Below are 14193 nucleotides of genomic sequence, written 5' to 3'. Positions count from 1 at the left end.
ATGCTTGGCCAGATCGCCTATGCCTTGCCCTTCCTGGCCCAGGGTTTTGCCGTGACACTGTGGGTGTCGCTGCTGGTCGTGGTATTGTCGCTCATCGCCGGTGTGATGATGGGCGTCGGCCTTGTCTATGGCCCGGCTCCGCTGCGCTGGGCAGTGCGCATTTTCAGCGACACCATTCGCGGCATTCCGATCCTGGTGCTCATCTTCTTCGTCTATTACGGCCTGCCTGCCGTCGGCGTCCATCTGGAATCCTTCTGGGCAGCCGTGCTGGCGCTCACCCTGTTCAAGACGGCACAGGTCATCGAGTATCTGCGCGGTGCGGTCGGTTCCATACCGAAGGGGCAGTCCGAAGCGGCGATGGCGATCGGGCTGACCTTTCGCCAGCGACTGGCTTACGTCATCTTCCCGCAAGCGTTCAGGCGCTTCCTGCCGCCTTGGATCAATGGCGTCACCGATGCGGTGAAGGGCAGCGCGCTGGTCTCGCTGCTCGGCATCACCGACCTGATGCACGCCATCAACCAGGTCATCGGCCGCACCTACGAAGCGATGCCGCTCTACATCCTCGGTGCGGTCATCTACTTCGTCGTCAATTACGCCCTCTCCCTAGCCAGCCGACGGTTGGAGCGGCGTTTCTCCTTCATCCGGGAATAGCAAGATGTCCATCTCCCCGCCCGCCAATCCGGCGCTTCTCGACATCTCCGACGTTTCCAAATCCTTTGGATCCGTCGAGGTCCTGCGCTCCGTCAGCCTGCAGGTGACACGCGGCGAAGTGGTGACTGTCATCGGACCTTCCGGCAGCGGCAAGACCACGCTGCTGCGCTGCGTCAACTTCCTGGAGAGCTACGACATCGGCTCCATCCGCATCGACGGCAAGGAGGTCGGCTTCCGCGACACGGGAACACGCCAGCGCCGCAGCGAGCGCGACCTGGCGAAGATGCGCGCCGAAACCGGAATGGTGTTCCAGAGTTTCAACCTGTTTCCGCATCTGACGGCGGCCGGCAACATCATGCTTGGCCTGCGCAAGGTGCGCGGCAAGAGCAGCGCCGAGGCCCGTGCCATTGCCGAGCACTGGCTGGGCCGGGTCGGACTTGCCCACAAGGCCGACAGCCTGCCCGCCGAGCTTTCCGGTGGCCAGCAGCAGCGCGTCGGCATCGCCCGGGCGGTGGCGATGGAGCCGAAAATCCTGCTGCTCGACGAGATAACGTCCGCGCTCGACCCGGAACTCGTCGGCGAGGTGCTCGAGGTCGTGCGCAGCCTGGCCGAGGACGGCATGACGATGGTGATGGTCACGCACGAGATGGCCTTTGCGCGCGACGCGTCGAGCCGCATCGTCTTCATGGCGGATGGCGGTGTCAGCGCCGCGGGTCCGCCTGCCGAGATTCTGGGCACCGAGATCGACAATGAGCGTCTTCGCAGCTTCCTGGCGCGGTTTCGTGCCTCGCATTTCTGACACCGGGCGGCGAAAGCTGTCGCAAGGAGCCTTTTCATGACGCCTTACATCCGGCTCGCCGAATTGGGCCTGACGCTGCCCGAGCCGCCGACGCCGATCGCCAATTTCGTCACCCACGCCGAAAGCGGGCGGCTGATCTTCCTCTCCGGCCAAGGGCCGCTGCGCGCCGATGGCACGCTTTGCACCGGCAAGGTGGGCGAGGACGTCACGGTTGAAGAGGCCTATAAGCATGCCCGTCTCACCGGCCTGAACCTGCTCGCCGTCATGCACGCCGCGGCAGGCGACCTCGGCCGTATCGTGCGCGTCGTCAAGCTGCTTGGCTTCGTCAACGCCATTCCGACCTTCAGCGACCATCCGCAGGTGGTGAATGGCTGTTCCGATCTTTTCGCCGAAGTCTTCGATGGTATCGGCGGGCACGCCCGCTCGGCGATCGGTGTTGGTTCCTTGCCGGGAAACATTACGGTCGAAATCGAGGCGGTCGTCGAGATCGCCGCCTGACATCTACCAATGGGATCTCTAGAGATGAAAAACTATTCCGCAAACGGCTCCAACACGACAATCCGCGAACGGCTCGGCCTTCGCCCGATCATCAATGTTTCCGGCACGATGACGGCGCTCGGCGCCTCGATCATCGTCCCGGAAGCGATCGCCGCGATGTCGGAGATCGCTTCGCAGTGGGTGGAGATGGACGACCTGCAACGCGCCGCAAGCACGGTCGTCGCGCGCCTCACAGGAGGCGAGGCCGGTTTCGTCACGGCTTGCTGCGCCAGCGGCATCACCATGGCGATTGCCGGCACAATGACCGGCACCAACCTTCTGGCGATCGAGCGGCTGCCGGACGACACCGAGGGCCTCAAGTCGGAGGTCATCGTCCAGCTCGGCCATATCGTCAACTACGGCGCGCCGATCGACCAGTCGATCCGGCTTGCCGGGGCCAGGACCATACCGGCCGGCACGGTCAGCGTGACACAGGATTATCACGTGCGCGAGGCGATCCGCGACCGCACCGCGGCAGGCCTCTATGTCGTTGCCCATCACACGGTGCAATACGGCATGCTCTCGCTCGAGGAATTCTGCGAGATCTGCCACGCCAGGGGTGTCCCGGTGATCGTCGACGCCGCCTCCGAATACGATCTGCGCGGCTTTCTCGCACGCGGCGCCGACATCGTCGTCTATAGTGGGCACAAATTCCTCAGCGGACCGACAAGCGGCATCGTGACGGGGCGCAAGGATCTGGTGCAGGCCGCCTATCTGCAGAATCGTGGCGTTGCGCGGGCGATGAAGGTCGGCAAGGAAAGCATCGCCGGAACCATGGCCGCGCTGGAGGCCTGGGAGTGGCGCGACCATGCCGGCATCCGCAAGCGGGAAGAAGCCGCTCTGCATCTGTGGAAGGACGCATTGCTAGGCCTGCCCGGTATCGCCGCGCATATCATTCCCGATCCGACCGGCAATCCGCTCGACCGCCTGCAGGTGTTTGTTACGCCTGAAAGCAGGTTCACCGCCGCCGGCCTTGCGTCGGCGCTGGCGGCCGGTTCGCCCCCTATTATCGTCCGCAACCACGAGGTCGAGCGCGGTCACTTCTTCCTCGACCCGTGCAATCTTCATCCTGGCGAGGCGGAGATCGTCGCCGAACGCCTGCGGGCCGTGTTGAGCGCGGCCGAGCGTCCGGCGGATGCGATGAAGTCCGCCCGCAAGGATAGCGCCGGCGCCTTGCGCTGGCCGGATTAGGTAATGATGGTGCCTCGCGCCCGAATGCTGCGCAGAGGCACCACATCCTTGCCGTCGATCCCGAATTCCGCTAATGCGCGCCTTTGCCGCCGGGAGCAGAAGCTTGGACGATCACCGCGCCGACGTCGCCGTCATCATGGGCAGCCAGTCCGACTGGGCGACGATGCGCCACGCCGCCGAAACGCTGGAGGCACTGGGCATTCCGCACAAGCGGCTGATCGTCTCGGCTCATCGCACTCCCGACCGGCTCTATGACTTTGCCAAGGGCGCCAAGGCGGCCGGCTTTCGGGTGATCATCGCCGGCGCCGGCGGTGCGGCGCACCTGCCCGGCATGACGGCGGCGATGACGCCGCTCCCGGTTTTTGGCGTGCCGGTGGAATCGAAGGCGCTTTCCGGACAGGACTCGCTGCTCTCCATCGTGCAGATGCCGGCCGGCATTCCGGTCGGCACGCTGGCCATCGGCAAGGCGGGCGCCACCAATGCCGCCCTTCTGGCTGCGGCCGTGCTGGCGCTAACCGACGAAAAGCTCGCTACCCGGCTCGATGCGTGGCGCGCCGCCCAGACCGCCAGGGTCGCTGCCGAGCCCACGGACACGCCATGAGCCTGCCCGCGGAATCGACCATCGGCATCATCGGCGGCGGCCAGCTCGGCCGCATGCTGGCCATGGCCGCGGCCCGCCTCGGCTACCGCACGGTCGTGCTGGAACCGCAGCCGGATTGCCCGGCGGCACAGGTCGCAAACCGGCAGATCACCGCCGCCTATGACGACACGGCTGCGCTCGCCGAACTGGCTGCAGTCAGCGCCGTCGTCACCTACGAGTTCGAGAACGTGCCGGTCATGGCTGCCAGCGCGCTTGCCGTCACGGTGCCGGTCTATCCGCCGGCGCGCGCACTTGAAGTGGCGCAGGACCGGGTGGCGGAGAAGAAATTTCTCAACGGCATCGGCATTCCCACCGCGGATTTCTGCCCCGTCGACAATGACGACGAATTGACGGCGGCGCTGAAAAAGTTCGACGGCAGCGGCATATTGAAGACGCGGCGCATGGGCTATGACGGCAAGGGCCAGCGCGTGTTCCGCAACATGGAAACAGGGGGCTTTGCCGGCACCTGCGAGGCAATGGGCAACGTGCCGCTGATCCTCGAATCCTTCGTCGCCTTCGAACGCGAGATTTCGGTGATCGCGGCGCGCGGCATGGACGGTTCGCTCGCCGCCTACGATCCGGCAGAAAACGTCCACCGCAACGGCATCCTGCACAGCTCGACCCTGCCGGCCAGGATAGGGTCCGAAACCGCCGCTGCAGCGCAGGCGGCGGCGGCAAAGATACTTGCCGCGCTCGACTATGTCGGCGTCATCGGCATCGAGTTCTTTGTCCTTGCCGACGGCGCGTTGCTGGCCAATGAGATCGCGCCGCGCGTTCACAATTCCGGCCACTGGACGGAAGCCGCCTGCATCGTCTCGCAGTTCGAGCAGCACATTCGCGCCGTCGCCGGCCTGCCGCTGGGAAATCCCGGCCGCCATTTTGACTGCGTCATGGAAAACCTGATCGGCGACGACGTCCTAAGCATCCCGGCTCTGCTCGCCGAGCCCGATCTGATGCTGCATGTCTATGGCAAGGCCGAGGCACGCCCCGGCCGCAAGATGGGCCATTTTACGCGAATGGGCCGCCACCGTTGAGGCTATTGGACGGCGCCGCTCCAATGCCGTCGATAGGGCAGAAACTCAAACTCCGCCACATGCTTGGTTGACACGGGCAAGGCTCCTCGTTTATGAGCCACGCACAAGTTGAGAGGCGCGCTTTCCGAGCGCGCCTTAATAATTCGGCCCAAGCGGGCCCAGACCGACGGGCAAGACCATGAAGATCAAGAATTCGCTCAAGGCGCTCAAGGCGCGTCACCGCGACAACCAGCTGGTTCGCCGCAAGGGCCGTGTGTACATCATCAACAAGACCGCTCCGCGCTACAAGGCGCGCCAGGGCTGAGTCTTTTCGCGTGGGGGCGCCTGCCTCCGCGCTTGCATGATTTGCCGGCCTGCCGGCCCTCTCACGCTAAATTCAGTTTGACGATCCGCTGTCCGGGGTTAGATTCCGGTCATGCGGATTCTTTTTGCATTCTTCGCGGCGCTTTTTCTTTTCGGTTTCGCCCCGCTTCCGGCTCAAGCGGAAGACCCGGTCACCCCTCCGGTTGCCACGACCAGGGAGGCAAGGCTCGACCAGCTGTTTGTCGACCTGAAGCGCGAGCGCAATGAAAAAGCCGCCGAGCGCATCGCGGCGCGCATCTCGCACGAGTGGTCGCAATCCGGCAGCGCCTCGATCGACCTGATGATGCAATGGTCGCAAAAAGCGGCCGAAGACAAGAAGTTCGACGTGGCGCTCGACTTCCTCGACCAGGTGGTGACGTTGCAACCGGCCTATGCCGAAGGCTGGAACCGGCGCGCCACCGTACATTTCATGATGAATAACTTTGGGAAATCGATGGCGGACATCGACCGCACGCTGCAGCTCGAGCCGCGCCATTTTGGTGCACTGTCCGGCCTGGCGCAGATCATGGCGGTAACCGGCCACAAGCAGTCGGCGCTGGAAGCCTGGCAGCGCGTGCTCAGCATCTATCCGATGATGCGCAGCGCCCAGGATCAGGTCGGCTCGCTCTCGGAAGAACTTGCCGGCGAAGGGATTTGAGGTTGGCGGACAATTCCACTTGAGTGAAAGTCTTTTTAGCTAGACTGTGAACTAATTTCGCTCTGGTCCGTATCTCTCCCCATGAACCCGATCTACGCCGCGCTCGCCTTCCTCATGGCGCTTGTGTTCACCCTTACAGGTGTCACCCGCGCCGGTTCATGGCTGATCGAGCGCCGCAATCCGCCGATCGGCGACTTAGCGGATATAAACGGTGCCCGCATCCACTACGTTCACGTTCCGGCGCGGAAAAACGCCGAACTGCCGCCGATCGTCTTCATCCACGGCGCCAGTGCCAATCTCAGAGATCAGATGCTGCCGCTGAGGCCCTTGCTGGAAGGCCGTGCCGAGATGCTGTTCTTCGACCGCCCGGGTGCAGGCTGGTCGGGGCGCGGCCCCGGCAACAACGAGACCCCATCGGCACAGGCCAGCACCATCGCCGCTCTGATGGACCATCTCGGCATCGGGAAAGCCATTATCGCCGGCCATTCCTTCGGCGGCTCGGTGACCACCGCCTTCGGCCGCGAGCATCCCGACAAGACGCTCGGCCTGGTGTTCGTGGCGCCCGCCACCCATCCCTGGCCGGGCGGCGCGACCGCTTGGTACTACAATTTGACGACCATTCCGATTGTCGGCCGGCTGTTTTCCGAAACGCTGGCCTATCCGTCGGGAGCGCTGCAGATGAATACCGCCACCGCCTGCGTCTTTGCCCCCAACAAGGTGCCGGACGGCTATGTCGCCGAGGTCTCGATCCCGCTGGTGCTTCGGCCGAACGCCTTTCGTGCCAACGCCACCGATGTCGCCGGGCTTTATCGCCACACGCTCGATGCCGCGCCGTACTACCGCGATATCAAGGCGCCGACTGTGGTCATCTCCGGCGACCGCGACAAGGTGGTCTATGCAACGATCCATTCGGTCGGCCTCGTCCGCGACATCGCCGGCGCCGAGCTGGTCTGGGTCCACAATCTCGGCCACAAGCCGGACTGGATCGCGCCCGATCTCGTCGTCGGCGCGATCGAAAAGGTCGCCGGCAAGGAGGTGGACCTTCAGGCAATGGCGAAGGCCGTGGAAGTCAGGGTCGCCAACGACACCTACGGCGCCGGCAAATGCGCCGACATCAAAGCGCCGGAAGCCGACCTCGCGCCGATTTAGAGCAACCTCGCCGAGGCGCGTCGAATTCGTGGATGACGCCCGTCATCTCAGCCGGCGGCAGCCAGGCGACGAGCGCGGTCGGGATCCGTGAAGGCCGCGTAGGGGTCTTCGGGCCGGACTTCGATGACCCTCGACGTGCGGGTCCAGACGCCCGCATGGTCTTTGCTCATGTGGCCTCCAATGGTCGCGACACGGAGAACAGGACCTCTCCCTGCCGCGAATCCGCCCAGTGTGAGCGGCCTAGCGGCGGGCCTGCACCTCCGACCCGACATAGGCGATGCGCAGCATGTTGGTGGAGCCCGGCGTCCTCAGCGGCACGCCGGCAGTGATGATGACCCGGTCGCCCGGCTTGCCGAATCCCTCGTCCAGAGCGATGCGGCAGGCGCGGTCGACCATATCGTCGAGGTCGATGGCATCGGGCGAGACAACGCAATGCGTGCCCCACAAAAGCGACAGCCGCCGCGCCGTGTTGACGATCGGCGACAGCGCGACGATCGGCACCTGCGGCCGCTCGCGCGCGGCGCGCAGGCCGGTCGTGCCGGACGCCGTGTAGGTGATGATCGCCGACAGTTTCAGCGTCTCGGCGATTTCGCGGGCGGCGAGCGAGATGGCGTCGGCGCCGGTCGCTTCCGGCTCCGAGCGCTGCGCATTGATGATGCCGGCATAGGTCGGGTCGGTTTCGACCTTGCTGGCGATGCGGTCCATCATCGCCACCGCTTCGACCGGGTAGGCGCCGGCCGCGGACTCCGCCGAGAGCATGATGGCATCGGCGCCTTCGAACACGGCGATCGAGACGTCCGACACCTCGGCGCGGGTCGGCACCGGCGCTGTGATCATCGATTCCAGCATCTGCGTGGCGATCACCACCGGCTTGCCGGCGCGGCGCGCGGCGCGGGTGATCTGCTTCTGGATGCCGGGCACGGCTTCGAGCGGCATTTCGACGCCGAGATCGCCGCGGGCGACCATCAAGGCATCCGAAAGTTCGATGATCTCGGCCAGCCGGGCGACGGCTTGCGGCTTTTCGATCTTGGCCATGATGAGCGCCCGCCCGCGCGCGATCTTGCGCGCTTCCGCCAGATCCTCCGGCCGCTGCACAAACGACAGCGCCACCCAGTCGACACCGGTGGCCAGCACCGCATCGAGGTCCCTGCGGTCCTTTTCGGTCAGCGCGCCGACCGGCAGGTCGGTGTCGGGCAGGCTGACGCCCTTCTTGTCGGAGATGGTGGTGCCGGCGACGACGGTGCAGACGATCGCCTTGCCGTCGCTCTTCACCGCCTTCAGCTCGAGCTTGCCGTCGTCGATCAAAAGGCGGTCACCGGCCTCGACCGATCTCAGGATTTCGGGGTGGGGCAAATAGACCCTGGTCGAATTGCCGGGCTCGGGATTGTCGTCGAGCGTGAAAGTCTGGCCGAGTGTCAGCGCCTCCTTGCCGCTGACGAATTTGCCAACGCGCAGCTTAGGCCCCTGCAAGTCGGCGAGAATACCGATCGGCCGGCCGACTGCTTTCTCGACAGCGCGGATGCGACCGACAAGTGTGTGCATCAATTCATGATCGGTGTGGCTCATATTGATGCGAAACACGTCGGCGCCGGCTTCGAAGAGCTTCTTCAGCATCTCCTCGGAGGAGGAGGCCGGACCGATGGTGGCGAGTATCTTGACCTTGCGGCTGCGTCTCATTGACTGTTTGTTCCCGGGGCGGCTGGAACGCCCCCCGTTGCGGGGTCATCGGTCAGCTGGACCATCCAGCTTGCCTGCTCGCCCGTGTCATATTCCTGGAATCCGGCGCGCTGGAAGCCCCGGGCGACGCAATCGGCAACGCCGGCGATCTTGAACTCTTTTTCGGCCACGCACATGTTGATCGGGCCATCCCAGCGCCCGCCGCGCTCGGCGTCTTCTGCATAAAGATAGTAAAACCTTGATGACAGCGGCCCTTCGATCAACGTCTTGCAGCTCGATCCTTCGATGTGCCACCAGCCTTCGGTGATCCAGCCGGCCTTGGCGCGATAGCCGATGCCGACGCCGACCAGGTTCTGCGTGGCGTTGCAGACACGGAAATCGGCGCGCGCCGGCGAGGCAGCAAGCATCGCGGCGAGGCCCACAGCAAGGGTCAGGAGCGGTATAGCGAAGGCATAGCGCACGCGCGGCCTGCCGGCGGAACCCATCCTGAAATCCCTCAAGAACCACATTTGCATCTCTCAACGCCCCTTTTCGGAAAAGTCCGGGCGCATGTCAACGCGCCCTTTTGCTCAATTCCAATCGATTTAGAAAGGCTTCGGCGCACGGTCTGTCGCCTTCTGCCAGATTTCCGCAGAAACCGTGGCCAAACGACGGCATTGCGTAATCGTCCCCTTCGTGGAAAGACGATACCATCCTCCCTGGAAGCCAGCGAACAGACCATTTCCCGCCGATGACCCGATCCACAGTTTTCGCGCCTTTCGACGTCGTCGAGGGCGACCGCAAGCGAGGCATCGTGCTTTTGGCCGATCACGCCCGTCGCGACGTGCCGGAAGAGTATGGCAGCCTCGGCTTGCCGGCGGCGGAATTCGACCGCCATATCGCCTACGACATCGGTGTCGAGACGGTGACGCGCGAATTGGCGGCTTTGCTCGGCGTGCCGGCGGTACTCGCCAATTTTTCGCGACTTCTGATCGATCCCAATCGCGGCGAAGACGATCCGACGCTGATCCGCCAACTCTATGACGGCACCGTCATTTCGGGAAATTATCCACTTGCCTTGAAAGAACGTGAAAGGCGGCTCGACCGCTTCTATCGGCCCTATCACGATGCCGTCGGCGCCATGATCGCCTCAGTGGCGCAGGCTTCTGCAGGCGCACCCTTCATCTTGTCGATACATTCCTTCACCCCTTTCATGCAGGGATTCGTGCGCCCTTGGCATGTTGGTATCCTGTGGGATCGCGACGACCGGGTGGCGCGACCGTTGATCGACATGCTCGCCGAGGACAAAAGCCTTATCGTCGGCGACAACGAGCCCTATGACGGCGCATTGCGCGGCGACACCATGTTCAGGCATGCCATCATCAACGGCTTTGCCCATGCGCTGATCGAAATCCGTCAGGACCTGATCGCCGGTCGGAAAGATGCGGTCGCCTGGGCCGAACGGCTGGCGCCGGTCGTTGACGCTATCAACCGCCGTCCCGATATACATCAGGTCAAACGATTCGGCTCGCGCACCGGGCCGCCGTAAGGAGGTTTCGATGACCGAACTCAGCGACGAGCAAAAACGCGATTTCGAAGCCGCCGCCTTCCGCCGACTGCTTGCGCATCTGCGCGAACGCACGGACGTGCAGAACATCGACCTGATGAACCTCGCCGGCTTCTGCCGCAACTGCCTCTCCAACTGGTATCGCGACGCCGCGGAGGCCGAGGGCGTCGATCTCAGCAAGGACCAGTCGCGCGAGATCATCTATGGCATGCCTTATGCCGAATGGCAGGCGCTCAACCAGACCGAGGCCTCCGATGCCAAGAAGGCGGAGTTCGAGGCAAGACGCCCCAGGGATCATTAAGACCACGATCCCGAAAAGTGGAATCCGGTTTTCGGATAAGATCATGGTCGAACAAAAAGCCCTGTCCCGATCGGCTCTCATCAACCTCGGATTCAAGCGAGCCGCTTGGCCCAAGCACTTCCAAGAGCGAGCGCTTGACTGAAGATTGAATCGATCTAATTTGCCGCGCGAAGCTATTTTCGCACCGGACTCTAGACGATGGACACGCTAAAAATCATGCAGACCGCCATTCGTGGACGATGGGCCGTGGCGGCCATCTTCCTGGCCAATGGTTTTCTGACCGGCGCCTGGGCGCCGCAGATCCCGGTGGTCCTGACCCGGCTGGATATCAGCAAGTTTACGCTCGGCCTGCTGATCCTGCTGTTCGGCGCCGGCGCGGTCACAGCCATGACCTGGTGCGGCCACCTGATCTCCAGGCATGGTTCGCGCACCGTGCTGCGCTGGTTCGGCCTCATCGGCAGCTTCGGCTTGCTGGTTGTGGCGCTGGCCCCCAACGTGCCGCTGGCGGCCATCGCCATGTTCATCTTCGGCGGTTCGATCGGCGGCATGGATGTCGCCATGAACGCCAATGCGGTCACGGTGGAACGGCGCTTGTCTCGCGCCATCATGTCGTCCTCGCACGGCTTCTGGAGCCTTGGCGGTTTCGCCGGCGGCGCTCTCGGCGGCTTCGCCATCCAGAACTACGGTCATCTCGCCCATGCGATGGTCGTGACGGCTCTCGCTTTCGCCGTGATTGCAGTGGCAGTCCGCTACCTGGTCGCCGAGGACAAGCCTCAGGTGACCGAGCATCACAAATTCGCGCTGCCTGGAAATCCGCTGGTCTATCTGGTCGGACTGATGGCGCTGCTGACGATGATCTCCGAGGGTGCGGTGCTCGACTGGGCGGCGCTTTACCTGCAACAGGAACTCGGCACCGACCTTGCCATAGCTGGTTTGGCGTACGCCGCTTTTTCCGGCGTCATGGCCGTCATGCGCTTCGCTGGCGACGGGGTCCGCAACCGTTTCGGTGCCGTGACGACCCTGCGCATCTCGGCCCTTGTCGCCGCTGCCGGGATGCTGGTGGCCGGGCTGGCACCCTCGCCCTGGCTCGCCATCTCAGCTTTTGCCTTTTGCGGCTTCGGCATCGCCAATATGGTGCCGATCCTGTTTTCGGCCGGCGGCAACCAGGAAGGCATGTCGTCCGGCACCGGCATGAGCGTCGTCACCACCATGGGCTATTCCGGCATTCTGGTGGCGCCCTCGGCAATCGGCTTCATCGCCGAGCACTCAAGCTTCGGTCCGATCTTCGTCGCTTTGTCGGGGCTGCTGGTCGTCGTATTTTTGATGGCCGGGCTCGCTCACCGCGCCGAATTCGCTCCCGACGCCGCACCAGCCGAATAGCGCTTCAACTCCTCATAGAGGAAATCCGCGACACGGCGGATGCGCACGCTGGTGCGCACGTCGCGGTGCATGGCCAGCCATACCGGCAGCGTCGGCAGCGCGAGGCCCGGCAGCACTGTCTCCACCAGCGGATCGCGGTCGACCAGCGGTTCCTGGCCAAAGCCGATGCCGTTTCCCGCCCGCACCGCCTCCCACAGCACGATTTGGTTATCGGTCCTGAAGCGGAAGGCATTGCGGGTGAGCGGGACACCGAATTGGGCAAAGCCGCGAATGATCTCATCGCTGCGGTCGAAGCCGATCAGATCGTGGCCGGCAAGATCGCCGGGTTCGCGCGGACGGCCACGCCGGTCGAGATAGGATTTTGCCGCGCAGGCGCGGAGCGGAATGTCTGTCACCTTGCGCGCCACCAGTTCGTTCTGCGCCGGCTTGACCATGCGGATGGCGATGTCGGCATCGCGGCGCAAAAGGTTCTCGACCTGGTTCGACGCGACGATCTCGACCTCGATGCCGGGTTCCTCGGCGCCCAGCCGAGCCGTCATCTCGGGCAGGACATAGGCCGCCACCACCTCGCTGGCGGCAATGCGCACCGTGCCCTCGATCGCCTCGACCGATCCCAGCGCCAATAGCGAAAAGGCGCTCGCCTGCTCGCTCACCGCCCGGCCGCGTTCATAGAGCGTGCTGCCGGCTTCCGTCAGCGCATAGCCGCGCCGCCCGCGCCGGAACAGAGTGACGCCGAGCGCCTGCTCCAGCTCGGCGATATGACGGCCGAGCGTCGGCTGGCTTGCGGCCAGCTTGCGCGCGGCGGCGGACAGGCTGCCGGTTTCCGCCACGGTGACGAAGCTCTTGATCAGGTTCCAGTCAATTTCCATTCAAAATCGAATATCATATCGCCAAGCTCAGTCAATTTCCATTCGTGTTCGGGCGGATCATATTGTGACCGTAACGCAAACACGGAGACGAAAAATGACCAAGATCGCAATTCTGGGTGCCAATGGCCGGCTCGGCCGCGTGGTGGCCAAGGCCTTCATCGACGCTGGCTACGATGTCCGCGCCATCACCCGCAGCGGCAAGATACCGGCAGAACTCACCGGCGCCACCGCCGTCGCCGGCGACGGCCTCGATCGCGAAGCGCTTATCCGCGCCACCGAAGGCGTCGACATCATCTTCAACGGCCTCAACCCGATCTACACCGACTGGGGCAAGTGCCTGCCGATGGCCGAGAACGTCATGGCCGCGTGCCGGGCGAACCACGCATTGCACCTCGCTCCAGGCAATGTTTACAATTACGGCTCGCCGATGCCGGCGGTCATCACCGAAGACACGCCATTCCACCCGACGACCGAAAAGGGCCGCATCCGCGTCGCCATGGAAGGCCTCTTTCGCCGCGAAGCCGAAGCGGGCCGAGTGCGCACCATTCTGCTGCGGGCCGGCGATTTTTTCGGCGGCACCGGCACCGGCTCGTGGTTCGATCTGATGGTGGCCGCCAAGATGAACAAAGGCGTCTATACCGCCCCCGGGCCGGCCGATCTCGTGCATGAATGGGCCTATCTGCCGGACCTGGCCAAGGCTTTCGTCGGACTGACTGAGAATCTCGACAAGCTCGGCGCCTACGAGGCGCTGAACTTTCCCGGCCACGCCGTTACCGATCTGGAGATCAAGGCCGCCGCGGAGCAGGCGCTCGGGCGCACGCTGAAACTGACGTCGATGCCGTGGTGGGTGCTGCGCGCCGGCAGCCCGTTCGTGGCGATGTGGCGCGAGCTCGTCTCGATGTCCTATCTTCGCTTCGAGCCACACCAGCTGGCCTCGGCTAGGCTGGAAGGCATCATCGGCACGATCCCGCATACGCGGCTGGACAGGGCGGTGGCAAAGGCTCTCGATGACATCGGTGTCGCCACGATTGATGGCGTTTCGGAAGCTGCCTGAAACGGCCGTTACCCAGCGTATGATACGAACCGAAGGCTCGGAAAGGCCCTGCGCAAAATCAAATGCTACAGCGCTACGCCCTCAAAAGGCGCGCAGCGCTGCACTTTGTCGACCAAACTCCGGTCAAATCCTGCCCATCAGCAGCAACACCAGCAGTACGATCAGGATGACGCCGACGATGCCGGAGGGACCATAACCCCAGGAACGCGAATGAGGCCATGTCGGCACCGCGCCGATCAGAATGAGGATCAGAATTATGACGAGAATGGTGCTGAGCGTCATGAGAAACTCCCCGCTTTGAGGTGTCGCATGACAGGACAATGCAAAAGGCCGCTGGGTTGTTCCCGGCGGCCTTTTCTTTGCGC

18 protein-coding genes are annotated in these 14193 nt (G+C 63.9%); 13 read left to right on the top strand and 5 right to left on the bottom strand.

The annotated features are described in order from the left end of the window. The 9 genes from IHQ72_RS06380 (at nucleotide 1) to IHQ72_RS06340 (ending at nucleotide 7001) form a co-directional block, all read left to right on the top strand. Nucleotides 1-651: an amino acid ABC transporter permease gene (locus IHQ72_RS06380; protein WP_258121661.1), complete on the top strand. Its 651-nt coding sequence runs from the start codon at nucleotides 1-3 to the stop codon at nucleotides 649-651. Nucleotides 652-655: 4 nt separating this feature from the next. Next, nucleotides 656-1450 carry an amino acid ABC transporter ATP-binding protein gene (locus IHQ72_RS06375; protein WP_258121660.1) on the top strand — a complete coding sequence of 265 codons (795 nt, stop codon included), beginning with the start codon at nucleotides 656-658 and terminating at the stop codon, nucleotides 1448-1450. Nucleotides 1451-1486: 36 nt separating this feature from the next. Continuing rightward, entirely contained in the window at nucleotides 1487-1948 is a 462-nt protein-coding gene (locus IHQ72_RS06370; RefSeq protein WP_258121659.1) for a RidA family protein, read from the top strand. Nucleotides 1949-1972: 24 nt separating this feature from the next. After that, entirely contained in the window at nucleotides 1973-3178 is a 1206-nt protein-coding gene (locus tag IHQ72_RS06365; protein WP_258121658.1) for an aminotransferase class V-fold PLP-dependent enzyme, read from the top strand. 103 nt (nucleotides 3179-3281) lie between these two features. Beyond that, on the top strand, nucleotides 3282-3779 hold the full coding sequence (gene purE, locus IHQ72_RS06360; RefSeq protein WP_095495328.1) for a 5-(carboxyamino)imidazole ribonucleotide mutase: 498 nt from the start codon (nucleotides 3282-3284) through the stop codon (nucleotides 3777-3779). Further along, a complete protein-coding gene (locus IHQ72_RS06355; RefSeq protein ID WP_258121657.1) occupies nucleotides 3776-4852 on the top strand; it encodes a 5-(carboxyamino)imidazole ribonucleotide synthase in 1077 nt (358 codons plus the stop codon). Before purE ends, IHQ72_RS06355 begins: the two co-directional genes overlap by 4 nt. Before the next feature lie 178 nt (nucleotides 4853-5030). After that, nucleotides 5031-5156 carry a type B 50S ribosomal protein L36 gene (gene ykgO / locus IHQ72_RS06350; protein ID WP_006327841.1) on the top strand — a complete coding sequence of 42 codons (126 nt, stop codon included), beginning with the start codon at nucleotides 5031-5033 and terminating at the stop codon, nucleotides 5154-5156. A 111-nt stretch (nucleotides 5157-5267) separates the two neighbouring features. Beyond that, nucleotides 5268-5852, top strand: coding sequence for a tetratricopeptide repeat protein (locus IHQ72_RS06345; RefSeq protein WP_258121656.1), 585 nt, complete (start codon nucleotides 5268-5270; stop codon nucleotides 5850-5852). An 81-nt stretch (nucleotides 5853-5933) separates the two neighbouring features. Then, complete coding sequence (locus IHQ72_RS06340) at nucleotides 5934-7001, top strand: alpha/beta fold hydrolase (protein ID WP_258121655.1); 1068 nt, start codon at nucleotides 5934-5936, stop codon at nucleotides 6999-7001. Between the two features lie 47 nt (nucleotides 7002-7048). Here the strand turns inward: IHQ72_RS06340 and IHQ72_RS06335 are convergent, their stop codons facing one another. From IHQ72_RS06335 to IHQ72_RS06325, 3 genes are all read right to left on the bottom strand, one after another. Beyond that, complete coding sequence (locus tag IHQ72_RS06335) at nucleotides 7049-7171, bottom strand: hypothetical protein (RefSeq protein ID WP_258121654.1); 123 nt, start codon at nucleotides 7169-7171, stop codon at nucleotides 7049-7051. 70 nt (nucleotides 7172-7241) lie between these two features. Next, complete coding sequence (pyk, locus tag IHQ72_RS06330; RefSeq protein ID WP_258121653.1) at nucleotides 7242-8678, bottom strand: pyruvate kinase; 1437 nt, start codon at nucleotides 8676-8678, stop codon at nucleotides 7242-7244. Continuing rightward, nucleotides 8675-9085, bottom strand: coding sequence for a DUF1036 domain-containing protein (locus tag IHQ72_RS06325; RefSeq protein ID WP_258123753.1), 411 nt, complete (start codon nucleotides 9083-9085; stop codon nucleotides 8675-8677). The genes pyk and IHQ72_RS06325 overlap by 4 nt, the downstream gene beginning before the upstream one ends. Nucleotides 9086-9408: 323 nt before the next feature. Here IHQ72_RS06325 and IHQ72_RS06320 point away from each other — a divergent pair, with 323 nt between their 5' ends. The 3 genes from IHQ72_RS06320 to IHQ72_RS06310 all read left to right on the top strand — a co-directional run bounded on the left by IHQ72_RS06320 (nucleotide 9409) and on the right by IHQ72_RS06310 (nucleotide 11905). Beyond that, nucleotides 9409-10206, top strand: coding sequence for an N-formylglutamate amidohydrolase (locus IHQ72_RS06320; RefSeq protein WP_258121652.1), 798 nt, complete (start codon nucleotides 9409-9411; stop codon nucleotides 10204-10206). 10 nt (nucleotides 10207-10216) lie between these two features. Further along, nucleotides 10217-10525: a DUF1244 domain-containing protein gene (locus IHQ72_RS06315; RefSeq protein ID WP_258121651.1), complete on the top strand. Its 309-nt coding sequence runs from the start codon at nucleotides 10217-10219 to the stop codon at nucleotides 10523-10525. A gap of 198 nt (nucleotides 10526-10723) precedes the next feature. Then, a complete protein-coding gene (locus tag IHQ72_RS06310; RefSeq protein WP_258121650.1) occupies nucleotides 10724-11905 on the top strand; it encodes an MFS transporter in 1182 nt (393 codons plus the stop codon). Here the strand turns inward: IHQ72_RS06310 and IHQ72_RS06305 are convergent. After that, nucleotides 11863-12774 carry a LysR family transcriptional regulator gene (locus tag IHQ72_RS06305; RefSeq protein ID WP_258121649.1) on the bottom strand — a complete coding sequence of 304 codons (912 nt, stop codon included), beginning with the start codon at nucleotides 12772-12774 and terminating at the stop codon, nucleotides 11863-11865. The two genes, IHQ72_RS06310 and IHQ72_RS06305, sit on opposite strands and share 43 nt — an antisense overlap. Before the next feature lie 94 nt (nucleotides 12775-12868). Here IHQ72_RS06305 and IHQ72_RS06300 point away from each other — a divergent pair, with 94 nt between their 5' ends. Then, nucleotides 12869-13828 (top strand): NAD-dependent epimerase/dehydratase family protein, encoded by a 960-nt coding sequence (locus IHQ72_RS06300; protein WP_258121648.1) that lies wholly within the window; start codon nucleotides 12869-12871, stop codon nucleotides 13826-13828. A gap of 123 nt (nucleotides 13829-13951) precedes the next feature. Here IHQ72_RS06300 and IHQ72_RS06295 read toward each other — a convergent pair whose 3' ends face one another. Further along, nucleotides 13952-14110, bottom strand: a complete 159-nt coding sequence (locus IHQ72_RS06295) for a DUF3309 family protein (protein WP_258121647.1) — start codon at nucleotides 14108-14110, stop codon at nucleotides 13952-13954. Nucleotides 14111-14193 lie beyond the last annotated feature (83 nt).

The organism is Mesorhizobium onobrychidis, assembly GCF_024707545.1.
Lineage (GTDB): Bacteria > Pseudomonadota > Alphaproteobacteria > Rhizobiales > Rhizobiaceae > Mesorhizobium > Mesorhizobium onobrychidis.
Note: the sequence above shows the minus strand (reverse complement) of the source record. Positions and strands in the feature narration are given on the sequence as shown.